Below are 23,113 nucleotides of genomic sequence, written 5' to 3'. Positions count from 1 at the left end.
GCGCATCATGCTTCGTTTGCCGTCGCCTGCTCGTCGCGTGCGTATTGCGCGGGCGGCCGGCCGACGTGGCGCGTGAACGCGACGCTGAAGGTGCTCGCGGAACTGTAACCCACGCGCCCCGCGATCTCGGCGATGCGGCCGTCGTTGCGGCGGAGCAGATCCTTCGCGAGCGCCATGCGCCACGTGAGCAGGTATTCCATCGGCGCGAGCCCGACGGCGCGGCTGAAGCGTTCGAAGAAGGTCGAGCGCGACAGTGCGGCTTCCTTCGCCAACTCCACGATCGTCCACGGATGCGCGGGGCGTTCGTGCATCCGGCGGAGCGCGGCGGCCAGCCGGTTGTCGGCCAGCCCGCGCACGAGGCCGGGCGACGCATCCGTGCCGGCCGAGAACCGCAATGCCTCGATCAGCAGCACTTCCACGAGACGCGACAGCACGAGTTCGCGTGCCGGCCGCTGCGCACGCGATTCGTCCCGCACGAGTTGCACGAGCGTGGTCAGGCGCGGTTCGCCGCGCACGTGCACGTATTGCGGCAGCAGCGACACCAGCAGCGCAGCGTCGGGCGAACTGAAGCTGCAATGGCCGGCCATCATGCGCGTGTCGACCGGGCGATCCGCGTCGCCGATCCGGTATTCGCCGTTGTCGAGCGCGACCGGCGCGGCGGTTTCGACGCCGGGCGGCGGCAGTTCGAAGCTGGATATCGCGACGCCGTGGGCAGCCGGAATCAACACGAAATCGCCGGGCAGCAGGTCGATCGGCGGATGCCCGTCGATCGCGACCCGGCACCCGCCATCCAGGACCACGCAATAGAACGGCTCGCCGGCGACCGTGCGGTTGATGCGCCAGGGGCTCGCGCCGTGAACGAGCTTGGAATACCGCGTGCTCGGTTGCAACAGCGTCACGACCTCGGCTAACGGATCGATCATCGCCGGACTCTCGCAAATGAAAATCGGATTTTCGATTGTAGCGAATACGGATCCGGCCATCTATCGTACGAACACATGCTCAACACGTCACAGGAGTGAGTTCGCATGAAGACCGTATTGATCACCGGCTGTTCCTCCGGCTTCGGCCTCGAGATCGCCCGCTATTTCCTGGCTCGCGACTGGCAGGTCGTCGCGACGATGCGTACGCCGCGCGAGGGCGTGCTGCCGCCGTCGCCGAACCTGCGGGTGCTGGCGCTCGATGTCACGAACCCGGACAGCATCCGCGCGGCGATCGACGCCGCCGGCCCGATCGACGTGCTCGTCAACAATGCGGGTTTCGGCGCGGCGGCACCGGCCGAACTGATGCCGATCGACACCGTGCGTGCGCTGTTCGAAACCAACACGATCGGCACGATCGCGGTGACGGAAGCCGTGCTGCCGCAGTTGCGCCGGCGTGGGGCCGGCGTCGTCGTGAACGTCACGTCGAGCGTCACGCTGAAGGTACTGCCGCTGCTTGCCGCCTATCGCGCCAGCAAGGCGGCGGTCAATGCGTACACCGAATCGATGGCGCTCGAACTCGCGCCGTTCGGCGTGCGTGCGCATCTCGTGCTGCCGGGGCGTGCGCCCGACACGCGTTTTGCCGACAACGCGCGCGCGCACATGCACGGCTTCGAGCACGAGGCTTATGCGGAATTTGCCGCGGCGGTCTTTGCGCGCATCGTCGACGAATCCGCGCCGATTACGCACGCGCAGGACGTCGCCGAAGCGGTGTGGCGCGCGGCGACCGATCCGTCGAGCCCGATGCGTATTCCGGCCGGCGCCGATGCCGTCGCGTGGGCGGCGGAAGCGGGCTGACGCTTGCCGACATGGGGCGAACCGGCTTGCCAATGAACGGATCAGGCAGGCTCGTTCGCTCGCGTGAGGCGGGATGCCTCCGGCTTGAAACCAGCCACTCGCGCGGCGGCAGGCACGTACGTGCATGCATCACGGACGGATGCGATCCGCGCGGTTCAGCCTGTCGCGCTCGGCATGAAAGCACGCCGGGCGCGCTTCTGCTCGCTGCCTGTCTATCCGCCGGCCCTGCAGGGTCGCGCCAGCTACCCCCACCCGATACACGCGCGGCCACGCCGAGCCGGACCTCTGCCGCTACTGGCCGCCTTGGTACAGCTCGTTGAGACGCTGAAGATCTCCCGACTTCTGCATCCGCAGGTATTCCTCCTTGACTTGTGCGCGGCTGAGCCCGGCCGGCCCGCCTGCCTGCGATCCGCCGCTGGGCATGCTGCCCATCGACGTCGCGCTGATCGCCGAGTCGGACGGCTTGCTCGACGCCGCCGCGGCGCCATCGTCCTGCGCCCGGGCGAGACCTGACGCACTCAACACACAAATGGCGGCGAGCGCCGCCTTGACCATGCTCTTCATCGTGGCACCTCACATGAACAAGCAATGCAACAACCCCGACGCGGATGCTGCATCGTCCGCGTATGTCGACGTGGCGCATGCGTGCGGCTGCCCGTACGCGCAACTCGATCCGCCCCCGGCAATTCATCAAGGTTTTACGGCGACTGACGCGTCGGCATGCGCAGATTCACGCGATGGTTCTGTCGCGCGTGTCGCGTCGTCCTGTGCGCGTTTGACTCGCGCATCGTGAATCGGGTCATTCCGTCGTCATTGCACGCGCCGGACAAATCTCCCATGCCGAACGCGCAGGAGCGGGTTCGTCGCGCGAATGCAGCCGGAATGGCGGAATGATAGAACCCGCATGCCGGTTTAACGCCCTCTTGAAAGGGGGTAATTGCCGCCGTTGTCATGTGGAATGCCTACACTGCACAGACATCGCGGAGCGTGTGCAGTCGAGCGTCTCGCCGCGACCCGCGAACGAATCCGGTGCATGTTCGAGGAGCGCATTCATGTCTGACAAACACGTCGCGCTTGCCAGCCATATTCGTCGGCTCTGTTCGCTTGCCGTCGAGCCGCATCTCGTCATTCCTCATGTGATTGAGGCGGCCCGGCACATCGTCGGCGCCGACTGGGGCATGTTCTTCTATGCCGACGAACACTACGCCGTGTCGGACGTGTGCAGCGAAAACGAGGTCGTCTATTCGCTCTTGCCGACGTATTTCGCGAACATCCACAACACGTCCCGGCAGCAGGTGCTGGGCATCACGTTTTCCGATGCGATGCGCCGCGGGCGCGGCTTCGACAACAGCGCGCACTACGACGATGCATTGCTGGCGAGCGACATGTATGCGGATCTGTGGCGGCCGGTGTCGATGCGCCACTGTCTCGAGCTGACCGCGACGGACGGCACGCGCGGCTGGGGCAGCTTGCTGCTGTCGCGCGCACCGGGCGCGCGTCCGTTCTCGGACCAGAACCATCGCGACATCGAACCCGTGGCGCGGCATCTGGCCCATGCGCTGTCGCGGCCCGTGCAGCCCACGCTGCACGAATCGGAATGCAGCGAGTCCGCGACCCTGGTGGTCGACGACGATGGCCGGCTCCTGCTGCACAACGCCGACAGCATCCGGATGCTGGCGCTCGCGACCGGCGAGCCGGTCGCGTTCTACCGCAACGAACGCCTGCCGGACTGGCTCGCGCCGCTGCGCTCGAACCTCGACCGGATCTGGCTCGGCTACCCGGCGCCACCCGCGACGCTCGAGCGTCGCAGCCTTGCGGGGCGTTTCCGCTTCAAGGCCTATCGATGTACCGACGCGGTCGCGTTGCAGCGCGATGCCGCGATCGTGATTCATATCGAACACTTTCCGCCGCTCAGGCTGATGGTCGAACGGCTCGGTTTCGCATTCGGCCTCACCGAGCGACAACGCGAACTCTGCGTGCCGCTCGTGCTGGGCCGCTCGCACAGCGAGATTGCGCGCGACTTCGCGCTGCGCGACAGCACGGTCGTCGATCATGTCCGCAAGATCTATCGCCGGCTCAACGTCCATAATCATGACGAATTGCGCAGCGTGTTCCGGGCCGGGCGGCTCGACTAGGCTTCGACGCGTGCGGCGTGGTGCCTGGCGTGCCGTTACAGTGTGCGCCGGATCGCCTGCTCGAGCAACGACACCCCGAGATCGATTTCCGCGTCGCTGACGGTCAGCGGCGGCGCGATCCGGAACACGCCGCCCATGCCCGGCAACTGCACGATGTTCATGCTGAGCCCGAGCTTCATGCATTCGCGCGTGATCTTCGCGCCGAGCCCGTCCGCCGGTTCCTTCGTGCGGCGATCCTTGACGATCTCGACGCCGAGCAGCAGCCCGCGCCCGCGCACGTCGCCGATGCAGTCGAAGCGTTCCATCAGGTCGAGCAGGCCACGCCGGAGCCGGTCGCCCATCACGTTCGCCCGCTCGACGAGCCCGTCGCGCTGCACGACGTCGAGCACGCGCAGGCCGACGGCCGCGGGCAGCGGGTCCGACACGTGCGTCGTGTAGAACAGGTAGCCGAGTTCGTGCGCGCGTTCCTCGATTGCCGCGGACGTCACCATCGCCGCGAGCGGCAGCCCGGCACCGAGCGTCTTCGACAGCGTCAGGATGTCGGGCGTCACGCCGTCGCGCTGGCACGCGAACATCGTGCCGGTGCGGCCGACGCCCGTTTGCGCCTCGTCGAGGATCAGCAGCATCCCGCGTTCCTCGCACTTGCGCTTGAGCGCCGCCATATAGCCTTCCGGCAGTTCGATGATCCCGCCCGAGCTGAGGATCGGCTCCGCGATGAACGCCGCGAGGTTGCCGCTCGACTGACGATCGATCAGGTCGAACGCGTAGTCGAGTTCGGCCAGGTAGTCGTAGGCGCCGTTGCGCTCGAAGCGCGGCCGGTACGTGAACGGCGCCGGAATCGCGAACGAGCCGACGGCGGCCGGCCCGACGCCCTTGCGGCCGGCGCTGTAGGTGGCCGACGCGGCCGCGCCGGTCATCCCGTGCCACGACTGCGCGAAGCCGACGATCTCGTACTTGCCGGTGACGAGCTTCGCCATCCGGATCGCCGCTTCGTTCGATTCCGCGCCGGTGCTGAGCAACAGCGCGCGATCGAGCCCGGCGGGCGTGACGTCGGCGAGGCGCGTCGCAAGGTCGACGACGGGCCGCGACAGCATTCCGCTGAACAGGTGGTCGAGTTTGCCGGCGTATTCGCCGATCACGGACACGATCTCCGGATGGCTGTGGCCGAGCACCGCGCTCATCTGGCCCGACGTGAAATCGAGGATCGCGCGACCGTCCGCGTCGTACACGAAGCTGCCTTGCGCGCGCTCGATGATCATCGGCTCGAACGTGCCGCCGTAGCGGACCAGGTGCTGCGTGGCGTTGCGCCAGAAGGTCGGGTCGTCGTTCAGGGACATCGGGTGTCTCCAGGAAAGGGGCAGGGGGCGCTTGCAGTCTAGGCGCGCGTCTGGTTTGATGGAAACGAATAGTTCTAATGCAAGGTAGAAAAGGAGCTAATACCTTGGCGCTTTCGCTCGAAATCGACCTGCTGCGCTCGTTCGTCGTGATCGCCGAGGTGCGCGCGCTGAGCCGCGCGGCCGCGCGCGTCGGCCGGACCCAGTCCGCGCTCAGCCAGCAGATGAAGCGGCTCGAGGAGGCCGTCGACCAGCCGCTGTTCCAGCGCACCGGGCGCGGCGTGGTGCTGACCCATCCGGGCGAGCGGCTGCTCGTCCACGCGCAGCGCATCCTGCGACTGCACGACGAGGCGATGGCCGACCTGTGCGGCACGGGGTTGTCGGGGACGATCCGCTTCGGCTGCCCGGACGATTACGCGGCAGTCTGGCTGCCGTCGCTGCTGCGGCAGTTTTCGAGCCAGCATCCACAGGCGATCGTCGAGGTCGTGTGCGGGCCGACGCCGCGGCTCATCGAGCAGTTGGAGAAACGCGCGGTCGATCTGGCGATGATTTCATTGCCCGACGACGGCACGAATGGCGACATCATTCGCCGCGAGCAACTGGTCTGGATCGGCTATCCGGGGCTGGAGCCCGCGCATTTCGATCCGTTGCCGCTGGCGCTGTCCGATCGCGACACGCTCGATCACCTCGCGGCCTGCGAGGTGCTGGATCGTGCGGGTCGCGATTACCGCGTCGCGTATGCGAGCAGCAGTCTCGCGGGGCTGATCGCGCTCGTGCGTTCCGGGCAGGCGTTCGCGGTGATGACGCAGACGGCGGTGCCGGCAGATCTGGCGATCGTCACCGGCGATCCGCGCCTGCCGCCGTTGCCGGCGGTGGGCATTGCGCTGAAGTTCGATCGCAAGCGGCCGTCGCATTTGACGGCGGCGTTTGCGGAGCATATCCGACTCACGCTGCCGCTGTTGTGATGCGCGCGGTCGCCGCGATGACGCATCAATCGATGGTTGTCGACACCCGTGTCTGTGCGTTGCTCTACAGTATCGTGCAAATCACAATCGACGCACCGGAACCAACATGCTGACACGAGTGGGACGATTTCTGTTTTTGGCGGCGAGCATCTATGCCTGCTCGATCGCGTTCGCCGAGGAGCCGACGGTCGCCAATCCCGTGTTGTCCAACCTGCGTCCGTGGTGCGTCGGCCGCTTCGTGTTCGACCGGCCAGCGGCAAGCGAAATCACGAATGAGCGGTACGAGTTTCAAGGCGAGAAACTGGAGACGCAATACAACGTAACGCGTGCTATCTATCAAACCAAGGTTGACGGGTTGGAAAGGGAGTATCGCACTAAACGCCGCTTTGATCCTGCAAACCCGAACGATAGCGCAGGGCCTGCTTGGCTGGAGAAGACACTTTCTCCGACAAGCACTTCAAGAGTTTTTGTCTATCAAGAAGGGATTGCAAAGGCTGCCAAATTACCTTTCGATACTGAAGGGTATATCTACGAAAATAAAACGCTATTTCATACAACCGGCAGTATCGGGTCGGCGGCAATTGATCGGGCGGAAGATATCTACAACGGCATCTATCGTCGGATCAAGGCGCGTGATAACTGGTCGGTGCCGACCGAATCGGGATTCTGCTTTGACGGCGGGATTGCCACGGGTTCGTCGACTTCTACAGAGGAAGTGTCTCAGTCGTTTGCGCTGATGCCGGGTCGTCCGGCGCTGCTGGTGATCCAGATGCGCGATGCTGTGGACGTGGATCAGAAATCATCGCTGACCAAGACGTTGCCCGAACTGCGGTCACAACTTAACCGGCTGTCGAACGGCAGCTACCGAATCGTGCGGAAAGGCAAGCGCACCGTCGCGGGAATGGACGCCGAAGAAGTGCTGTTCGAACTGAACGAAGGCGACATCACTTCGTATCGCTTCTACCTGCTCGCACCCGGCGATCCGGCCACGCTGGCGAAACCCCATACCGCCATTCAGTTGATACTCGGCGCAAGGACGCCCGATCTGTCGCGGGATGAAGCAACGTCGCCCGTGGATGAAGCTGGCGCGCTGCAAGTGTGGGAGGCGTTCCTGAACAGTCTTCGACTGAGGCCGGGCGCCGTCTGATCGACAGGGATGGATGCGACGGCCCGACGTTGTCCAGGCACTTTTGCCGGCGACGACCTGCCGCGACCGACCATCCAAAAACAAAAAACCCGCGAAGCGTCGTGCTGTCGCGGGTTTCCGGAATGACGGTGCATGCGGAGAAACCGCATTTGGTGCCGACGGCGAGACTCGAACTCGCACAGCTTTCGCCACTACCCCCTCAAGATAGCGTGTCTACCAATTTCACCACGTCGGCACTGCAAGGGGCGCAATTCTAGCGCGACGTTGCGCGTTTGTGAAGGGGGTGTGACAAGATCGGTGAATGCGCGCAGGCGATCCCGGTAGAATTCGGGCGATCGACCCGACGATCGTCGCAACCGCCACCCGTTTTCCCCGCGTGACACACACCCTCGAACAACTGCAGGCCGGCCAGCTCGCCGGCGCACGGCAACTCAAGCTCGCATGCGGGTTGACGGAATTCCCGCGCGAGATCTTCGATCTCGCCGACACGCTCGAAGTGCTCGACCTGACCGGCAATGCGCTCGCCGCACTGCCGGACGACCTGCCGCGGCTGCACCGCCTGCGCATCCTGTTCGCGTCCGGCAACCGCTTCACCGCGTTCCCCGACGTGCTTGGCGCGTGCGGGCAGCTCGACATGATCGGCTTCAAGGCGAACCGGATTCAGACGGTGCCGAGCGGGTCGCTGCCGCGCGCGCTGCGCTGGCTGATCCTCACCGACAACGCCATCGACGAACTGCCGGCCGATATCGGCGATTGCTCGCGGCTGCAGAAGCTGATGCTCGCGGGCAACCGGCTGCGCGCGCTGCCGGCGGAGATGGCCGCATGCCGCGCGCTCGAACTGGTGCGGCTGTCCGCGAACCGGCTGGACGCACTGCCCGACTGGTTGCTGCGCCTGCCGCGCCTCGCGTGGCTCGCCACCGCAGGCAACCCGTTCGGCGCCGCGCCGGAAGCCGCCGCGTCGGCCGGGCCTGAGGTCGCGAACGTCGACTGGGCATCGCTGGCCTGCGAGCAGAAGCTGGGTGAGGGTGCATCGGGCGTCATTTACCGCGCGCAATGGCGCGTGGGCGGGCATCCGCCACGAGCGGTCGCGGTCAAGCTGTTCAAGGGCGCGGTGACGAGCGACGGCCTGCCCGATTGCGAAATGGCCGCGTGCCTGCACGCCGGCCGCCATCCGGGCATGATCCCGGTGATCGGCAAGGTGAGCGGGCATCCCGACGGCACGCACGGCCTCGTGATGGAGCTGGTCGATCCTGCGCTCACGAACCTCGCCGGGCCGCCGAGCTTCGCGACCTGCACGCGCGACGTGTATGCGGCCGATGCGAAATTCATGCCGGTGGAGGCGGTGCGGATCGCGCATGGCATCGCGTCGGTGGCGGGCCATCTGCACGAGCGCGGCATCATGCATGGCGACCTGTACGCGCACAACATCCTGCACGATGGCGAAGGCGGCGCGCTGCTCGGGGATTTCGGCGCGGCATCGCTCTACGATGCGAACGATCGCACGCGTGCTACAGCGTTCGAACGGATCGAGGTAAGGGCGTTCGGCCATCTGCTCGGCGAGTTGCTCGAACGATGCGAGCCGCGCACATGGGCCGGCCGAAACGCGCTCGATGCGCTCGCGGCGGCGTGCGTGAATGAAGACGTCGAAGCGCGGCCGTCGTTTGGCGAGATCGTGACCGAGTTGGCCGCACACGCGCGCTGACGGGCGCGCGTCGGCTTAAGCCTGACGCGCAGTCAGCAGCCTGATCCCGAGCCCGACGAACAGCAGCCCGCTGGCGCGCTTGAGCGCACGCACCGCGCGGCTCATGCCGAAGCCGCGATGGAATCGGCGCACGCCGGCCGAATAGACGCTGTGAACGATCACCACCGTGCATGCGATCGTCGCGTACATCACGACGAACTGCAGCGCGAGCGGGCGGTCGTGCACGATGAACTGCGGCATGAATGCCGACAGGAAGATCATCGTCTTCGGATTGCTGCCCGATACGAACAGTGCTTCGCGGAACAGTTTCCCGCGGTCGGGCGCGGCGATCTCTTCTGCCCCGGTCGTAGCGGCGGCCTTGCGGTCGCCGCGCAGTTGCCGGACACCCAGGAACATCAGGTACGCGGCGCCGACCACCTTCATCGCGACGAACAGCGGCGGCATCGCGGCCAGCACCGCGCCGACGCCGAGCGCGACGAGTACCACGACCACCCCTTGCGCGACGAGGTTGCCCGCGATCGTCGCGGCCGTGCCGTGCGTGCCGTAGCGCACCGTGTTGCGGATGACGAGCAGCACGTTCGGCCCCGGCGACAGCGTCGTCGCGAGATAGGCTGCGGCAAACAGCATCCAGGTCTGAATGGACATGCGGCGCTCCGAGAGGCGGTTCCGGCGGTCGGGATGGAGCGATGATGCCACGCCAATATTTGACGCAGGCTTGCGCCGGAACCGCGCCGTCGCGGTGCGTCAGCTCGCGTCGCGCATGCAGTACGCCGGGATCGACGGCGGCGTATCGATCGCGGCGGGCCGCGTCATCCACGCGATCCACCCGGCCCATAACCCGCAGGCGATCATCACGGCGACGTTCAGCGGCGTCCGGTAGCGGACGATCAGGTCGGCCAGCGGCAGGCGATGTTTCATGTGCATCTCCTTCGATCTGGGGCGGCGGACGTTACTGGCCGGCGTAGGTCGGCGCCTTGGCGTCGCAGGTCACGGACACCGTCGATCCGTCCGCGAAATGCAGCCGGAACGGCACCTTCGCGCCGGGCGCGACGGCCTGGCGCGGTTGCTCCAGCATCACGTGATAGCTCTTCGGCTTGAAGCTCACCGTGCCGTGCGCGGGCACTTCCACGGCGTCGACATGGACCATCTTCGCGGTGCTGCCGCTCGTCTGCGTTTCATGCAGCATCGCCATCCCGTACGACGGCGAGTCGAGGCCGGTCAGCGTGACGGGCGCGTCGCCGTCGTTCTTCAGCGTGAAGTAGCCGGACGACGGCACGGTTGCCGGCATCGCGCGGATCCAGCAGTTTTCTGCCTGCACGGCCGGCGCGGCGAACGTGGCAGGGGCTTGCAGCACCAGCAGTGCGAACAGCAGGCCGGTCGGAGTCGAGTGCTTCATGATTGGTTTTCCTGATGGGTAGAGGCAGCGGATAAGGGGGTGACGCGGCCGGCGCGGATCGCCGGTGCGCATCGCGGACCTCATTTCAGCGTGAACGCGTAGTGGCCTTGCGTGCGATGGCCGTCGCTGGCCACCGCGATCCACGCGACCGTGTACGTGCCGGCCGTCAGGTTGGTCAGCGCGACCTGCATGCGTTTCCGGTTGTGTGCATCGACGGACGATTTTCCGTCGACGACCGATTGCCCATGGCTGTCGGTGACGGCGATCGAGCTGAATGCGGGTTCGAGTGCTTCGCTGAAGCCGATCGTGACCGCGTGCGGTGCGCTCGAAAGCGTGGCGTTGGCAGCCGGTTCCTGAGTTTTCGGGAGCGCGTGTGCGTGGGCGGCCTGGATGGCGACGAAGCCAAGGGCGGCAAGCGCGCCGCGAACGAAAGAGGAGGTTTTCATGGTCGAGTGTGCGAGTGGCGAATCGGATGGAACAACACGGATTCGACGGACGGATGCACGCGTACCTTCGCAGCAGCACCGAGGGCAGCTGGCGTCAGCGCGAACGTGCGCGGCCGGACGTTCGCCCTCGAGCGAATGTCGGCGCGGCAGTACGAACCGGAAGCAGCCAACCGCACGCACGGCACGACGCCGAGCGCAATACGGTGACACATGATCGTCCTTCGAAACGTGACAGGTCGCACACGCCGGCGGCGTGCGCGGGCCACGCGATGCCTTAGGGCATCACGGGCATTGACGACGAATCAGGACGAGAACGGCGGGGCGCGCGGTTGTGCGGCCGTGAGCGGCAGCGCGCGGCGCAGGCTGTCGAAGCGGGTCGCTTCGCGATGCTGAATGACGCGCACGTTGGCCGCGAACGTCAGTTCGGGCGCGGGCAGTGCGGGGGTGTGAGCAAGCAGGCTGCAATAGCCGCATGCCTGGAGGTGGGCCGTCAGGCTCTTCTGCGCCACATCGGCGGCGCGCTCGCCGGTGGCCGGCGCGACCGTGCAGTAGCCGGCCAGCAGCGTATCGACGCGCTGCTGCGTCGTCAGTGCCTGCGAGATCGTCGGCGCGAGCGCCGTCATCAGGATGGCGAGCATCCCGATCAGACTGCCGATCTTCCGGAGGCGACGACTCAGCATGCGATGCGCGGTGACGTACAGGCGACGATGGAGCGGATTATGCCACGCACGTCGATGCGCATGTCGGCACGGACCTGCGGCGTGGCGGCGCGCTACGCGTGCTTCGCCAGGTATTTCGTGATCAGTGTCATCTGCGCGGCCCAGCCCTGGTCGTTCATCTCGCGCGCCTTCGCGCGGCGCGCTTCGATCAACTGGTCGAAGCCCGTTTCGGTGACGGTGAGCAGCGTACCGCCGGCCTGTGCGGCGAGCGTGAACGTGACGAGCGTCATCGGCTCGGTCGAGTAATCGAAGGTCGGGTCGATTGCGAACGGATGCCAGCGAAACGAGAACAGTTGTTTCGGCTCGACGCGGTCGACGACGATTTCGAACACAGTGCCCGCGTAGGGCTCTTGCGCCTTGGCGACGTCGTCGTCGACGCGGGTCGGCGTGATGCGGCCGAACAGCGGCTGGCCGGCCGCGAACGGGCCGTCGAACGTGACGCCGAACCACTGGCCGAATTCGCCGGAATTGCTGACGGCTTCCCACACGCGGTCGGGCGATGCGTCGAGCTGGGCCTGTTTTTCGATGCGATCGGTTTGCGGGGTCATGACGTTCTCCACTCAGGATCAACCTTTGCAGGACGGCACGCGCGAGCGCGCCTCGGCTAGTCGAGCATGACCGCGTCGGGCACGTCGAGCACGAGGTCCGACGTCGCGACGGCCACGCAGGGCAGCGTATAGCCGTCGGCCTTTTCCTCGCGGCTCAGCCCCGGCCATTCGATCGTGTAGCGTACGCTGCCGCTGACGATCCGGCAAAGGCAGCTTCGGCACGTGCCGTTGCGGCACGAACGCGGCAGCGATACGTGCGCGAACGCGGCGGCTTCGAGCAGCGTCAGCGAATCGGGCGCATCGAAGGTCGCGCCGAGCGGCTCGATGCGCACGAGGGGCAGGTGTTCCGGGTCGGTCATGGCGGAGGCAGGGGCGGGCGGCGGTTCGGCGGCAACGCGCCAAGGATACCCGAACGTGCTGGCGGCCGGCGTCAATGCCGGCGCAGGTGCCGGTACACGGTATTGCGGGCGAGACCGAGCTCGCGCGCGGCCGCCGATACGTTGCCGCCATGTCGCGCGAGCGCGGCATCGATCACCGCGGCCTGATGGCTTTGCAGCGTCGTGCCTTCGCGCGTGGCGGCCGACGCGGCCGGCGCTGCGGTGGCGGGCGCTGCCGGTGCGTCGTCGCAATCGAGCCAGAAATCGTCGGGCAAATGGGCGAGCGTGATTTCCGCTTCGTCTTCGGCGAGCATGCCGGCCGTACGCAGCACGTTGGTCATCTGGCGCAGGTTGCCGGGCCAGCGGTGGCGCGTGAACGCGTCGAGCACGTCGGCCGCGATGCGGCGCGGCATCGGTTCGCTGCGCGCGAGCCGCGCGAGAATCCGCTCGACGAGCGCGGGCAGGTCGGTGCGTGCGGCAAGCGCCGGCAGCGTGACCGCGAGCCCGTTGATCCGGTAGAACAGGTCTTCGCGGAACGTGCCTTCCGCGATCATCGCGCGCAGGTCGCGGTGCGTCGCGCAGACCACGCGCACGTCGACCGGCACCGCGCGCGCACCGCCGAGCGGCATCACCGCGCGTTCCTGCAGCACGCGCATCAGCCGGACTTGCTGCGCGAGCGGCATGTCGCCGATTTCGTCGAGAAACAGCGTGCCGCCGTCGGCCTGCACGATCTTGCCGGGGCTGCCGCGCTTGCGTGCGCCGGTGAATGCGCCGTCCTCGTAACCGAACAGCTCGGCCTCGATCAGCGAATCGGGCAGCGCCGCGCAGTTGACCGCGACGAACGGGCCGTCCGCGCGCGGCGATGCGTGGTGCAGCGCACGGGCGAGCCATTCCTTGCCGGTGCCGGTCTGGCCGAGGATCAGCAGCGGCAGGTCGCGCCCGCGGATCTTCGCGACGCGTTCGAGCACGGCGGCCATGCGTGCGTCGCCGGTGTCGAGCGTCGCGAACGTGATCGTGTCGGGGTCGGGGGTGCGCAACCGTACGGCGGGCGCGGGCGGCGTGACGGCAACGGTGGTCTTGTGCGCTTCCGCGAATTCGCAGCGCGCCAGCACGCGGACGCCGGTCGACAGCGTGAGGCGGAACATCGCGCCCGGCGCGCGCGCTGCCTGCTGCGCGAGCTGGCCGAAGCGCATGCCGAACAGTGCGTCGCTGGCCTGATGTTGCAGTGCGTCGAACGATGCGCCGAGCTGGAATTGTGCGCTGCGGTTCGCGGCGATCAGGCCGCCGTCGGGGCCGAAGGCGACGAGCCCGGCGAACAGCGAATCGACACATTCCTCGTGCGCATGAAAGCGCAGCCGCAACGCTTCCGCGCACTGGTTCGCGAACAGGTGGTTCTCGATCAGTTGCGCGGACATCCGCACGAGCGCGAGCGTATGCGGGCTCGAGCCGCGCGGGTCGCCGCTGACGTCGAGCGTGCCGAGCGTGCGGCCGAACGGGTCGAAGATCGGCGCGCACGAGCAGGTGAGGATGTGGTTGGCGCGCAAGAAGTGTTCGGACCCATGCACGGCGACGGCCTGGCCCGATGCGAGCGCGGTGCCGATCGCGTTGGTGCCGCGCGCGCCTTCCGCCCACGACACGCCCGTACACAGTGCGACGCGGTTGGCTTTCTCGATGAAGTCCGCGTCGCCGATGCTGTGCAGGATCACGCCGTCGGCGTCGGTCAGCAGCACGAGGCTTTGCGTGTCGGCGATCTGCGCGTGGAGGTTCTCCATCACCGGGCGCGCGTGCGAGAACAGTGCGTGATTCGTGTCGAGCAGTTCACGCAGCGCGAGGCGCGACAGCGGCGAGAAATCCGGGCGTTCGTGCGCGCGCAGGCCGACCGCGGTCGAACGCGCATGCGCCTGCGCGAGCAGGTCGGTGCGACCCGCGGTGGCGGGCAGCACGAAGGGTTGCGGCATGACTTGTCTCCTGTCGACAGCAGTTAGCGCTTTAGCGCTTACTGCTGTCCCATGCTTCGCGGTCGACAGCAGTTAGCGCTTTAGCGCTTACTGCTGTCCCATGCTTCGCGGTCGACCCGAGTTGGCGCTTTAGCGCTTGCTCTGGTCCCATGCTCCGCGGTCGAGCCCGGTGAGCATTTCAACACTCACTCCGGCCCATGCTCCTCGAAATCGGCCGATCCGGCGCACGCGTGCGCACCGAAATCCTCTACAGATTTGCGCTTTCGCGTGCGGCGCACCATCAGCGTGCGAACGGCAACCATCCGGGTACGCATCATCATACAAGCGCCGCGTACGAAGCGCGACCGCGAACAAAATCCCCTTGCTTTTAAGCGGCCGCCTGCAATGATGGAAATGGAACACGCACGCGCCGTGTTCCGCATTGCAACATGCATGCGACGCGACATGCATCCGTTCGGGAGACGCATCATGGTTCGGACGGAACTGAGAGTCGTGCTGGCGGCCATCGCCACATTCATCATGCTGGGCGGCATCGCCGTGGCGATCCACGGGCTGCTGTTCGATCTGGCCGATGCGGTGCGATACGGGGCGGCCGCGATTGCGGTGGGTGCCACGACGGCTGCCATCGCGCTCAACGTCTGGCCGAACGACCCTCACTGACGCCGGTTTCCGAAACGGTGCCGGATGCCGCGCTGATCTGATGAAATGCGCGTCGGAACGACGCACGCGGAATATTTGTCTCCTGCGCGAAACCGTCTAAAGTGGAAATCAACCGGCATGCAGTGTCCGCGCCTATCCCCGCGGGCGGTGCCTCCGCCGGCGAGCCCGCGTACACTTCGTCCGGCCGGTAGCGGACGACGGACGCGGTCATTCGTTTTCTACCGGTCGAGGCGGCTCCCATGCAGATCCATTTCACGAACGAGAAGCCCGAGTATTCGGGGCGCGACCTGATGCTGGCGTTCACGGCGTTGGTCAATGGCGAGCGGGTCCAATGTCAGATCACCGCCGAGGCGCTGGAAGATCACTTCGGCGCGGCGTCGCCGCGCTTCGAGGACATGGTCGGCGCATTCGACCAGCACCGCGACCGTATCGAGGCGGCTGCACGGCGCCTGCTGTCGGAGACGCGCGCGCAGTGCGTCACGCTGCGCAGCGGCTACGTCCGCTTCTACGAGGCCAACTGGCGCGGATGACACGACGTTCGTCTTGCGGCGCGCGTCGCTGAACGCTGCGCACGCGAAGACGTTGCCTTTCACGCAATGCCGTTCGGTGGGGCCGGGCGGCATTTTCGTATGCGGGCTGTACCGGGTTGCCGCTGCACCGGGGCGGCTGCTAGTGTGCGGACACGAACCGGCATCTCGATTCGTCAGGATCGCAGAGAAAATCATTCGAATTCCAACACAATAAAAGAGGGCACCGCACGTGGAGCATCGTTCGGGATGGGGGAAGGCGTGCCGTCTGGTGGCCGGCGCATGGTTGCTCGCAGCCGGCATGTCGATGGCCGCCGGGGCCGTTCGATCAGATGACGACGCGATCGGTCGGAGCGCACCCGGTGAGGTCGACATCGTCTCGGGTGACGTCACGACGGGCGGCATCGTCGTGGCGCCGGGTCGCGTCGCGACGCCGTGTCATCGGCTCGCGGGCCGGCCGGCATTCGACATCGCATCGGCCGATGGCCGTCGTCTTCCCGCTCGACTCGTCGCGGGCAACCAGGATCGGGACATCTGCATCGTCGAAGCGACGGGGCTCGACGTCGCCGCCGTGCCGTTGACGGCGCGAAGCCCGGAAGCGGCCACGACCGCCTATCTGGCGGGCGCGCGATTCGGCCGCCGCGATCCCGTTGCGCTGCGCGTGTGCTGCCATGCATGGGCCGCGGACGGCGGCATGCATTCCGGCGTGCTCGCGTCGCCGAATCCGGCGCCGCCCCGCCTGCCCGAACCGGGGGCCGGCGTCTACGACGAGCAGGGCAACCTGATCGGCATGGTGGGCGCCCACGCGGACAATGCCGCGTCGCTCTACATGGTGCTGCCGGTCGAATGGATGGCGACCGTGGCGGCGAAGATGCCGGCCGTCGACCTGCCGCTCGAAGCGACGGCATGGATGAGCCAGGCGCGCGCGTACGCGGTGGCGAACGACGTCGATGGGCTGATTCGCCATGACCGTGCATGGACGGCCGCGCGACCGCAAAGCGCATGGGCGTGGTACAACCTCGGCAATGCCTATCGCATGAGCCGGCTGCCCGATCGCGGTACGCTCAGCCTGGCCGCCTATCGCCGTTCGGTCGAAATCGATCCGTCGTACGCATTCGGCTGGGAGGCGCTCGGCAACACCTATGCCGAGCAGGGGCAGATGGACCTCGCACTCGACGCGTTTCAGGCCGGCATGCGCGCCGATCCGTCGAACGCGATGCTGCCGATGAATCTCGGCATCGCGTATTTGCGGCGCGGCGACGAGGCCGATGCGCGACCGTTGTTCGAACGGGGCGTACATGAGCTGTCCGGTTCGCGCCAGGCCGATGCGTGGAGTCTGCTGGCCTCGACGCAGCCGGATGCGCAGGCAACCATCGGCGTGTTGCGCGACGGGTTGAAGGCCTTTCCCGACGATGCGCGGCTTTTGTACGCACTCGGCCGTGCGCAATACGATCTCGGCCATCTGGCGGACGCGATCGCCAGTTACCAGCACGCGCTGAAGGCGCAGAAGGGCGGCGATCCGGCCGCGACCGCGCTCATCCAGGGTGCGCTGACTCAGGCGTATGCGCTGCAAGGCCAGTCCGGCAACGCTTCCAGTGCGATGCACAGTGCGGTAGAAGCGGCGCCGAACAGTGCCGAATACTGGTTGCGGCTCGGCGCGCTGTACATGACGCAATCGAACTACGTCGATGCGTTGAGCGCGCTCGACCGATCCATCAAGCTGAACGACGGCGACGCGCGGGCATGGCGGATGCACGGCGTGACGCTGGCGCAGCTGGGCCAGCATGCGCAGGCCGTCGCATCGTTCCGGCGTGCGGTTGCGCTGGACGACTCGCTGGCGGCGGGGTGGGTGGTGCTCGCAGGCGAACTGAACCAGATCGGCCAGCCCGACGAAGCGTCGACCGCGGCTGCGCATGCCTTGAAGCTTGATCCGTCGAACCGGTTGGCGCGGGAGGCGATGGGCATCGCGGCGATTCGCGGCAAGCGGCCCGACGCGGCAGTTGGGATCTTCGAGGAAATGAACCGCGCGTATCCCGATGACGTGCAAGTGATGGCCAACCTGGCGGTCGCTTATCGCCGCACCGGGCGGCTCGATGACGCGGTGCAGTTGTATCGCCGCGTCAAGACGCTCGATCCGACGCTGGCGCAGCGGCTGTACGACGAGGAACTCAAGGGCGTCGCGACACCGTAATCCGCTTGGGCGGAACCGCACGGCAGGCACAACGAGAAACGCCACCCGAAGGTGGCGTTTTTTCATCGTGCATCATGCATCGCGCCGAAGCGCCGCCGTCACTCGCTGCCGAGATAGAAGAAGCGGAACAGGAACACGGCTGCGATGAGCCACACGATCGGCTTGACCGAGCGGGCCTGGCCCGTCAGCAGCTTGAGGCCGCCGTACGCGATGAAGCCGAATGCCACGCCGTTCGCGATCGAGTACGTGAACGGCATCAGCAGTGCGGTCAGCGCGGCCGGCACGGCTTCCGTGGCATCGTCCCACGGCACCTCGACCATCTCGCGCAGCATCAGGCACGACACGTACAGCAAGGCCGGTGCCGTCGCGTACGCCGGCACGACGCCGGCGAGCGGCGCGATGAACAGGCACGCGAGGAACAGCACCGCGACGGTGATGGCCGTCACGCCCGTGCGGCCGCCGGCCTGCACGCCCGACGCGCTTTCGATATATGCGGTGGTCGACGACGTGCCGAGCACCGAGCCCGCGACGATCGCCGTGCTGTCGGCCAGCAGCGCCTTGTTCAGGCGGTTCATCTTGCCTTCGACGAGCAGGCCCGCGCGGTTTGCGACGCCCATCAGCGTGCCCGTCGCGTCGAACAGCTCGACGAGGAAGAACACGAGGATCACGTTGATGATGCCGGTCGACAGCGCGGCGCGGATGTCGAGCTTGAACAGCGTCGCGTCGATCGACGGCGGCGCGGAGAACACGCCGTGGAACTGGTTGTCGCCGAAGAAGAACGACAGGACCGTGACGCCGATGATGCCGATCAGGATCGCACCGCGCACGCGCAGGTGGTCGAGCGTGACGATCGTGAAGAAGCCGACGATCGCGAGGATCGTGTCGTGCTTGTGCAGGTCGCCCAGCGTGACGAGCGTGGCCGGGTTGCCGACGATCACGCCCGACGTCTTCAGCGAGATGATGCCGAGGAACAGGCCGATACCCGCGGTGATCGAGATCCGCAGCGATTTCGGAATGCCGTTGACGATCGCCTCTCGTACGCGGAACAGCGTGACGAGCAGGAACAGGCAGCCGGAGATGAACACCGCGCCGAGCGCGGCCTGCCACGTGAAGCCCATCCCCTTGACGACCGTGTACGCGAAATACGCGTTCAGGCCCATGCCGGGCGCGCATGCGATCGGGTAGTTCGCGTACAGCCCCATGATGAGCGACGCCAGCGCCGCGACGAGGCAGGTCGCGACGAACACCGATTCCTTCGGCATGCCGGCGTCGCCGAGGATCGCGGGATTGACGAAGATGATGTAGGCCATCGTCAGGAACGTGGTGACGCCCGCGAGTATTTCGGTGCGGAAGTCGGTGCCGGCTTCAGCGAAGCCGAAATACCGCTTGATGGATTCCATGAAGGCGTTTCTCCGGTCGGTTGTCGTGTTGCTTGTTGTGCCGAATTGTTGTAAAGGCAGCGCGGCCGGCCTACTGTAACCAGCCACTATTGCCCGGCTATCGGCGGATTGTAATAGCGCGGATAGCTCGGACGATATAGTTGGAGGGCACGATCGAAAGATCGATCGGCTGCCTGCGCGCGAACGGTCTGGCAGCCCGGCCGCGCGACGAAGGCGCGCATTTTACCGGTTCGGACGGAACGGGCCGGCAGAAATGGCTGAAACGGGAGCGGGATGTGCGAACGACGCCGGCCGATGCGTGCGCAACGGCGTGCAAGGCGGCACGCGCGGTCGATCACGCGGCGTGGGTGCGCGATGATGACATCCGGCTGAAACGGCGCGCCCGCATGCTGCACGAACGCGGGGCAGGCGGCGCGTGCGGGCGAACGCACATGCGCGGCCGGTACGGATGCCCGGCAGCGGCGTGCAGCGGCCATTCGTCAGTCCAGGCGGGTGCAGATATCGGGCTATCGTGCGCCGAAGCCGTCCCGCCCGCAACTGTCATTTCGTGATGCGGGGGCGACTGTGGTTTCTGTGTAAAAGATTGCAAGACCCCATCGCGTAAACCGGCAAGTCTTTCTAGGATAGATACACCGCGCATGCACACGCCGGCCGGTAATTGCCGACGCGGGGGAGTCGCAGTCCGTGCAGGCCAGGCGGTGAAGTGCGGTCAAGGCCGTTGCGTGTTCGGGCAGGCACGGCCGCTTGCGATTGCCCGATGCGGGTTCGTCCGTAATCACGGAGGTCAGCATGTTGAACTGGATCAGCCGTTGGGCGATGCGACACGCCCCCACGCCGGAAAAAACCGCTGCGTCGATGCTCGTGACGGCGCGCATGGAACTGTTCGCTGCCGAACAGCGCGTCATCGACGCGAAATTACAAGCGGATTACTGGCGCACACGTGTGTCATTCCTGGAAGAGGTGCAGAAGCAGGGCATCGATCCGTGGGTGACCTCGCAGGCAGCGCAACGTCCCGACCTCGAGTCCACTCCCCGGAGCACGGGCCCGCGTCTCGCCGCCAGCACCTGATGCACCTGCTGCATCCCGTCGCTGCGCACGGCGCGCGATCGGTCGCGGCACGCACCGGCGTGCCGCGTCATTGAAAGCGCACCCGCGATGCGATAGCGCGTCGCGGGTGCGTTCATTTCTTCGAGCAGGTTCAGTCGTTCAGCAACGTTTCGATGGCGGGTGCGGACACCGCACCGGACGTCATGCGGCCGTTCGCGTTGAACAGCGTCGGCGTGCCGCGCAGGCCCAACGCAAGGCCGAGCGCGCGGATCTGCGCGAGCGGTGCGGCACACGTGCCGGCGGCAGGTTGCACGTTGTCGATCATCCACGCTTTCCACGCCGCATTCCGGTCATCCGCGCACCAGATGCCGCGCGCATGCGCGGCGGCCTGCGGATGGAGTCCCTCGAGCGGATAGAGGAAGGTGTGAATGGTCACGTTGTCGATCCGTTCAAGCGTGCGCTCCAGTCGTTTGCAATAGGAACAATCCGGATCGGAGAAGACGTAGAGCGTCCGCGTGCCGTTACCGCGGACCGTCTGGATCGCGTGGGCGCGTGCCATCGACGCCAGCACCGCGCCGGTGTCGCGCGTCGCAATGCGGGTGCCCGGGGGCAGCGTGATCGCGCCGGAAGACGCCGCGGGCGCGCCTTGACTTACCGGTGCGGGCGCCGCGTTCAGGATCGAGGGGAGGCTCGCGAGCAGGCTCGAAATCACGGTCAACCGGAGCAGCATTCGTTTTGTCATATTGATTCGGTATGCGAATAATTTGGAAGATCCGCACACCGCGTACGTACGTGACAAACGAGTGCGAGTCGGGTTCAGTGCATGCCGTGAACGCGTCGGCGATGCCCGGCCGAGCGGGCATCACGCCGGCTTGCCCGGGCACGCGCACGGCGCTCAGTGGCCGGCTGCTTCCGCGCTTGCCTGGTCGCTCGCCTGGTCGCTGGTCTGTTGCTGGGCAGCGGGCGCGTCATGGTCAGGATCGTCGCAGGCGACGGCGTTGCCGCTGACGGCGAATGCTGCGGCGAGAGCAAGGATCACTCGGGATGCGTTCATCAGATAATCTCCGGTTTCGATGGGTGGGAACGCCTTCTTGGGTGACACAAGGCGTTCGGGATACGTAGTGTGTCCGCGCCGCATCGATGCGACCAACTTCCTGAAGAGAATCTCAATACGCGGGTGCTTTCGGTCCCTTGTTTCCGCCGGCGCGAGCGTCGCGTGCGGCTGAGGGGCAACGTGCTTGCGCGGCCCGTCGTGTTCTCCGTTCGATTCACTGGACCGGACGGACGGCGCGCAACCTCGAAAAAAAGCCTCGGCCGTTGCCGGCGAGGCCTTGTATGAGGGGCTGCGGTACCCATCGGCACGCCAACGCGCCAGCGCCATCGATGACGCACCGTTTCGTGCCTGTGCCCGGCGATGGATCGCGATGGCAATGAGCGCGAACACAGGCACGCGAGCGCGTGCGTCGCCGCGCGGCGGCGGCGTCAACGGCAGCGTTCGACGGGGGCGCGGGTCACGCGTCGCGTTGCGCGAGCCCGTTCACGAGCAACTCGGACAACAGGCCCGTCATCCCTTCCGGGTGCGTGGCCGCGCGGGCCTTGAGCTGTTCGACGAGTTCGGCGTTGAGCTTGCAGGCGAACGGCACGAGGCCCTGTTCCTGGTCGAGCTTGCGCTGCGCGCGGCGGTCGAGCTTGGCCGCTTCTTCGGCGCCCTTGCCGAAACGCGCGGAGCTTGATTGCTTCAGCGCGTGCGTCAGCTTGAGCGCCTTGTTCTTTTCGAGATCGGTTTTCTTCATGGCCATCGCGGCACCTCCGGGAAATGAAGCCGCGATTGTACGCATTTCGGCGGGCGCCGCCCGACGAGCCGGCAGGAAGCCCGGTCACGCGCCCTTCGTCGTGCCCCAGTTGCCGCCGTGCGCGGCCGCCTGCGCGGCCGGCGAGCGGGCGAGGTAGGCGAGCGCCTGTTCGGTCGAGCCTTCGTGGTGCGGCGTATAGCCCGGCTTGAAATAGCGCAGCGCCGCGCCGATCACCTTCCAGAACGACGGCAGGTGCCCGCGCCGCGAGCCTTGCCACCACGCGAGCACGAAACCCGGGTAGCGGCCGGCGGCCGGGTCGCGCCGATACATGAACTTCGCGCCCGTGGTGATGTAGTAGAGCAGCAGCAGGATCACGAACGCCATGTGCACGCAGCGCTCCGGATAGGTGCCGCCCAGGTGCCGGTAGATGTCGAACGCGACCGTGCGGTGCTCGACCTCCTCCGCGCCGTGCCAGCGCAGCAGGTCGACCATCGTCGGGTCGGCCTTGCCTTCGTCGAGCCCGTGTGCATTGAGCACCCAGTTGCCGAGATAGCCGAAGAAATGCTCGAGCGACGCGATCACCGCGAGTTGCTGGCGCAGCCAGAAACGCGTGTGGCCGATCTTCAGCCCGAGCGGCTGTTCGCCGAGCACGCGCGTGAAGAGGCGATTGAGCTTCTGCGTGAACGGCTTCGTGTCGATCCCGTGCCGGTCGTAGTAGTGCTTGAGCACGCCGCCGTGCGAACGCGAATGCACGGCCTCCTGCCGCAGGAAACCTTCGGCCTCGTCGCGCAGGCGCGCATCGGTGATCAGCGGCAACGCCTTGTTGTACACGCGGCAGAACCACAGCTCGCCTTCCGGGAACAGCAGGTTCAGCGTGTTGATGATGTGCGTGCTGCCCGGGTCGTTCGGCACCCAGGTAATCGGCGTGTCGCTGAAGTCGAACTTCACGTGCCGGGCCTTGATCTTGTGATAGTCGGCGGTATCGGTCAT

General features: G+C 66.5%; 26 protein-coding genes and 1 tRNA gene. 10 read left to right on the top strand and 17 right to left on the bottom strand.

The window, feature by feature from the left end:
- Positions 1 to 5 precede the first annotated feature (5 nt).
- On the bottom strand, positions 6 to 983 hold the full coding sequence (locus CFB41_RS28025; protein WP_089458701.1) for an AraC family transcriptional regulator: 978 nt from the start codon (positions 981 to 983) through the stop codon (positions 6 to 8).
- Positions 984 to 1,028: 45 nt separating this feature from the next.
- Between CFB41_RS28025 and CFB41_RS28020 the strand changes: the two genes are divergently transcribed.
- Positions 1,029 to 1,778 carry an SDR family oxidoreductase gene (locus CFB41_RS28020; RefSeq protein ID WP_089458700.1) on the top strand — a complete coding sequence of 250 codons (750 nt, stop codon included), beginning with the start codon at positions 1,029 to 1,031 and terminating at the stop codon, positions 1,776 to 1,778.
- Between the two features lie 291 nt (positions 1,779 to 2,069).
- Here the strand turns inward: CFB41_RS28020 and CFB41_RS28015 are convergent, their stop codons facing one another.
- Entirely contained in the window at positions 2,070 to 2,342 is a 273-nt protein-coding gene (locus CFB41_RS28015; RefSeq protein WP_089441852.1) for a hypothetical protein, read from the bottom strand.
- A gap of 488 nt (positions 2,343 to 2,830) precedes the next feature.
- Between CFB41_RS28015 and CFB41_RS28010 the strand changes: the two genes are divergently transcribed.
- On the top strand, positions 2,831 to 3,913 hold the full coding sequence (locus CFB41_RS28010; protein WP_089441853.1) for a LuxR C-terminal-related transcriptional regulator: 1,083 nt from the start codon (positions 2,831 to 2,833) through the stop codon (positions 3,911 to 3,913).
- A gap of 35 nt (positions 3,914 to 3,948) precedes the next feature.
- Here the strand turns inward: CFB41_RS28010 and CFB41_RS28005 are convergent, their stop codons facing one another.
- On the bottom strand, positions 3,949 to 5,250 hold the full coding sequence (locus CFB41_RS28005) for an aspartate aminotransferase family protein (RefSeq protein WP_089458699.1): 1,302 nt from the start codon (positions 5,248 to 5,250) through the stop codon (positions 3,949 to 3,951).
- A gap of 77 nt (positions 5,251 to 5,327) precedes the next feature.
- Here CFB41_RS28005 and CFB41_RS28000 point away from each other — a divergent pair, with 77 nt between their 5' ends.
- Both CFB41_RS28000 and CFB41_RS38340 read left to right on the top strand, forming a co-directional pair.
- Entirely contained in the window at positions 5,328 to 6,212 is an 885-nt protein-coding gene (locus CFB41_RS28000) for a LysR family transcriptional regulator (protein ID WP_179250184.1), read from the top strand.
- A gap of 106 nt (positions 6,213 to 6,318) precedes the next feature.
- On the top strand, positions 6,319 to 7,359 hold the full coding sequence (locus tag CFB41_RS38340) for a T6SS immunity protein Tli4 family protein (RefSeq protein ID WP_179250182.1): 1,041 nt from the start codon (positions 6,319 to 6,321) through the stop codon (positions 7,357 to 7,359).
- A 150-nt stretch (positions 7,360 to 7,509) separates the two neighbouring features.
- On the opposite strand, the gene CFB41_RS27990 is transcribed toward CFB41_RS38340, so the two are convergent.
- Positions 7,510 to 7,594: transfer RNA gene (locus tag CFB41_RS27990), tRNA-Leu, on the bottom strand.
- Between the two features lie 141 nt (positions 7,595 to 7,735).
- Here CFB41_RS27990 and CFB41_RS27985 point away from each other — a divergent pair.
- Positions 7,736 to 9,061, top strand: coding sequence for a leucine-rich repeat-containing protein kinase family protein (locus CFB41_RS27985; RefSeq protein WP_089459015.1), 1,326 nt, complete (start codon positions 7,736 to 7,738; stop codon positions 9,059 to 9,061).
- Positions 9,062 to 9,076: 15 nt separating this feature from the next.
- On the opposite strand, the gene CFB41_RS27980 is transcribed toward CFB41_RS27985, so the two are convergent.
- The 8 genes from CFB41_RS27980 to CFB41_RS27940 all read right to left on the bottom strand — a co-directional run bounded on the left by CFB41_RS27980 (position 9,077) and on the right by CFB41_RS27940 (position 14,505).
- Positions 9,077 to 9,706, bottom strand: coding sequence for a LysE family translocator (locus CFB41_RS27980; RefSeq protein WP_089458697.1), 630 nt, complete (start codon positions 9,704 to 9,706; stop codon positions 9,077 to 9,079).
- A gap of 99 nt (positions 9,707 to 9,805) precedes the next feature.
- The gene (locus tag CFB41_RS38335; RefSeq protein WP_171026713.1) at positions 9,806 to 9,979 is read right to left on the bottom strand and encodes a hypothetical protein; all 174 of its coding nucleotides are present in this window, start codon (positions 9,977 to 9,979) and stop codon (positions 9,806 to 9,808) included.
- A gap of 31 nt (positions 9,980 to 10,010) precedes the next feature.
- Complete coding sequence (locus CFB41_RS27970; protein ID WP_089458696.1) at positions 10,011 to 10,457, bottom strand: copper chaperone PCu(A)C; 447 nt, start codon at positions 10,455 to 10,457, stop codon at positions 10,011 to 10,013.
- An 80-nt stretch (positions 10,458 to 10,537) separates the two neighbouring features.
- Complete coding sequence (gene copC / locus CFB41_RS27965; protein WP_089458695.1) at positions 10,538 to 10,903, bottom strand: copper homeostasis periplasmic binding protein CopC; 366 nt, start codon at positions 10,901 to 10,903, stop codon at positions 10,538 to 10,540.
- Positions 10,904 to 11,205: 302 nt separating this feature from the next.
- On the bottom strand, positions 11,206 to 11,583 hold the full coding sequence (locus tag CFB41_RS27955) for a DUF2946 domain-containing protein (protein ID WP_089458693.1): 378 nt from the start codon (positions 11,581 to 11,583) through the stop codon (positions 11,206 to 11,208).
- Positions 11,584 to 11,675: 92 nt separating this feature from the next.
- A complete protein-coding gene (locus CFB41_RS27950) occupies positions 11,676 to 12,170 on the bottom strand; it encodes an SRPBCC family protein (RefSeq protein WP_089458692.1) in 495 nt (164 codons plus the stop codon).
- 56 nt (positions 12,171 to 12,226) lie between these two features.
- Positions 12,227 to 12,529 carry a 2Fe-2S iron-sulfur cluster-binding protein gene (locus CFB41_RS27945; RefSeq protein WP_089426933.1) on the bottom strand — a complete coding sequence of 101 codons (303 nt, stop codon included), beginning with the start codon at positions 12,527 to 12,529 and terminating at the stop codon, positions 12,227 to 12,229.
- 71 nt (positions 12,530 to 12,600) lie between these two features.
- Positions 12,601 to 14,505, bottom strand: a complete 1,905-nt coding sequence (locus CFB41_RS27940; protein WP_089458691.1) for a sigma-54-dependent Fis family transcriptional regulator — start codon at positions 14,503 to 14,505, stop codon at positions 12,601 to 12,603.
- A gap of 384 nt (positions 14,506 to 14,889) precedes the next feature.
- Here CFB41_RS27940 and CFB41_RS38785 point away from each other — a divergent pair, with 384 nt between their 5' ends.
- The 3 genes from CFB41_RS38785 to CFB41_RS27925 all read left to right on the top strand — a co-directional run bounded on the left by CFB41_RS38785 (position 14,890) and on the right by CFB41_RS27925 (position 17,883).
- Entirely contained in the window at positions 14,890 to 15,165 is a 276-nt protein-coding gene (locus CFB41_RS38785) for a DUF2964 domain-containing protein (protein WP_256946735.1), read from the top strand.
- A gap of 239 nt (positions 15,166 to 15,404) precedes the next feature.
- The gene (locus tag CFB41_RS27930; RefSeq protein ID WP_039366385.1) at positions 15,405 to 15,695 is read left to right on the top strand and encodes a DUF1488 domain-containing protein; all 291 of its coding nucleotides are present in this window, start codon (positions 15,405 to 15,407) and stop codon (positions 15,693 to 15,695) included.
- Between the two features lie 229 nt (positions 15,696 to 15,924).
- The gene (locus CFB41_RS27925; RefSeq protein ID WP_089458690.1) at positions 15,925 to 17,883 is read left to right on the top strand and encodes a serine protease; all 1,959 of its coding nucleotides are present in this window, start codon (positions 15,925 to 15,927) and stop codon (positions 17,881 to 17,883) included.
- A 98-nt stretch (positions 17,884 to 17,981) separates the two neighbouring features.
- Here the strand turns inward: CFB41_RS27925 and CFB41_RS27920 are convergent, their stop codons facing one another.
- Positions 17,982 to 19,283 carry an NCS2 family permease gene (locus tag CFB41_RS27920; RefSeq protein ID WP_046548457.1) on the bottom strand — a complete coding sequence of 434 codons (1,302 nt, stop codon included), beginning with the start codon at positions 19,281 to 19,283 and terminating at the stop codon, positions 17,982 to 17,984.
- A gap of 140 nt (positions 19,284 to 19,423) precedes the next feature.
- Here CFB41_RS27920 and CFB41_RS38780 point away from each other — a divergent pair, with 140 nt between their 5' ends.
- On the top strand, positions 19,424 to 19,834 hold the full coding sequence (locus CFB41_RS38780) for a hypothetical protein (protein ID WP_256941225.1): 411 nt from the start codon (positions 19,424 to 19,426) through the stop codon (positions 19,832 to 19,834).
- Positions 19,835 to 20,072: 238 nt separating this feature from the next.
- Positions 20,073 to 20,351: a hypothetical protein gene (locus CFB41_RS27905; RefSeq protein WP_011354312.1), complete on the top strand. Its 279-nt coding sequence runs from the start codon at positions 20,073 to 20,075 to the stop codon at positions 20,349 to 20,351.
- 130 nt (positions 20,352 to 20,481) lie between these two features.
- Here CFB41_RS27905 and CFB41_RS27900 read toward each other — a convergent pair whose 3' ends face one another.
- The 4 genes from CFB41_RS27900 to CFB41_RS27890 form a co-directional block, all read right to left on the bottom strand.
- Entirely contained in the window at positions 20,482 to 21,111 is a 630-nt protein-coding gene (locus CFB41_RS27900; protein WP_144029968.1) for a DsbC family protein, read from the bottom strand.
- A 114-nt stretch (positions 21,112 to 21,225) separates the two neighbouring features.
- Positions 21,226 to 21,384, bottom strand: coding sequence for a hypothetical protein (locus CFB41_RS38330; RefSeq protein WP_179250180.1), 159 nt, complete (start codon positions 21,382 to 21,384; stop codon positions 21,226 to 21,228).
- Between the two features lie 457 nt (positions 21,385 to 21,841).
- Positions 21,842 to 22,129, bottom strand: coding sequence for a hypothetical protein (locus tag CFB41_RS27895; protein WP_089458688.1), 288 nt, complete (start codon positions 22,127 to 22,129; stop codon positions 21,842 to 21,844).
- Between the two features lie 78 nt (positions 22,130 to 22,207).
- The gene (locus CFB41_RS27890; protein ID WP_046548452.1) at positions 22,208 to 23,113 is read right to left on the bottom strand and encodes a metal-dependent hydrolase; all 906 of its coding nucleotides are present in this window, start codon (positions 23,111 to 23,113) and stop codon (positions 22,208 to 22,210) included.

Origin of the sequence: Burkholderia sp. AU33803 (genome assembly GCF_002223095.1) — a bacterium.
Lineage (GTDB): Bacteria > Pseudomonadota > Gammaproteobacteria > Burkholderiales > Burkholderiaceae > Burkholderia.
This window is presented reverse-complemented; position numbering and strand designations above follow the sequence as displayed.

Bases quoted from the DNA above. Each gene is read 5' to 3' on its own strand.
- CFB41_RS28025 (WP_089458701.1), bottom strand. From the start codon at position 983: ATGGCCGGATCCGTATTCGCTACAATCGAAAATCCGATTTTCATTTGC.
- CFB41_RS28020 (WP_089458700.1), top strand. From the start codon at position 1,029: ATGAAGACCGTATTGATCACCGGCTGTTCCTCCGGCTTCGGCCTCGAG.
- CFB41_RS28015 (WP_089441852.1), bottom strand. From the start codon at position 2,342: ATGAAGAGCATGGTCAAGGCGGCGCTCGCCGCCATTTGTGTGTTGAGT.
- CFB41_RS28010 (WP_089441853.1), top strand. From the start codon at position 2,831: ATGTCTGACAAACACGTCGCGCTTGCCAGCCATATTCGTCGGCTCTGT.
- CFB41_RS28005 (WP_089458699.1), bottom strand. From the start codon at position 5,250: ATGTCCCTGAACGACGACCCGACCTTCTGGCGCAACGCCACGCAGCAC.
- CFB41_RS28000 (WP_179250184.1), top strand. From the start codon at position 5,328: ATGCAAGGTAGAAAAGGAGCTAATACCTTGGCGCTTTCGCTCGAAATC.
- CFB41_RS38340 (WP_179250182.1), top strand. From the start codon at position 6,319: ATGCTGACACGAGTGGGACGATTTCTGTTTTTGGCGGCGAGCATCTAT.
- CFB41_RS27980 (WP_089458697.1), bottom strand. From the start codon at position 9,706: ATGTCCATTCAGACCTGGATGCTGTTTGCCGCAGCCTATCTCGCGACG.
- CFB41_RS38335 (WP_171026713.1), bottom strand. From the start codon at position 9,979: ATGAAACATCGCCTGCCGCTGGCCGACCTGATCGTCCGCTACCGGACG.
- CFB41_RS27970 (WP_089458696.1), bottom strand. From the start codon at position 10,457: ATGAAGCACTCGACTCCGACCGGCCTGCTGTTCGCACTGCTGGTGCTG.
- copC (WP_089458695.1), bottom strand. From the start codon at position 10,903: ATGAAAACCTCCTCTTTCGTTCGCGGCGCGCTTGCCGCCCTTGGCTTC.
- CFB41_RS27955 (WP_089458693.1), bottom strand. From the start codon at position 11,583: ATGCTGAGTCGTCGCCTCCGGAAGATCGGCAGTCTGATCGGGATGCTC.
- CFB41_RS27950 (WP_089458692.1), bottom strand. From the start codon at position 12,170: ATGACCCCGCAAACCGATCGCATCGAAAAACAGGCCCAGCTCGACGCA.
- CFB41_RS27945 (WP_089426933.1), bottom strand. From the start codon at position 12,529: ATGACCGACCCGGAACACCTGCCCCTCGTGCGCATCGAGCCGCTCGGC.
- CFB41_RS27940 (WP_089458691.1), bottom strand. From the start codon at position 14,505: ATGCCGCAACCCTTCGTGCTGCCCGCCACCGCGGGTCGCACCGACCTG.
- CFB41_RS38785 (WP_256946735.1), top strand. From the start codon at position 14,890: ATGATGGAAATGGAACACGCACGCGCCGTGTTCCGCATTGCAACATGC.
- CFB41_RS27930 (WP_039366385.1), top strand. From the start codon at position 15,405: ATGCAGATCCATTTCACGAACGAGAAGCCCGAGTATTCGGGGCGCGAC.
- CFB41_RS27920 (WP_046548457.1), bottom strand. From the start codon at position 19,283: ATGGAATCCATCAAGCGGTATTTCGGCTTCGCTGAAGCCGGCACCGAC.
- CFB41_RS27905 (WP_011354312.1), top strand. From the start codon at position 20,073: ATGTTGAACTGGATCAGCCGTTGGGCGATGCGACACGCCCCCACGCCG.
- CFB41_RS38330 (WP_179250180.1), bottom strand. From the start codon at position 21,384: ATGAACGCATCCCGAGTGATCCTTGCTCTCGCCGCAGCATTCGCCGTC.
- CFB41_RS27895 (WP_089458688.1), bottom strand. From the start codon at position 22,129: ATGGCCATGAAGAAAACCGATCTCGAAAAGAACAAGGCGCTCAAGCTG.
- CFB41_RS27890 (WP_046548452.1), bottom strand. From the start codon at position 23,113: ATGACCGATACCGCCGACTATCACAAGATCAAGGCCCGGCACGTGAAG.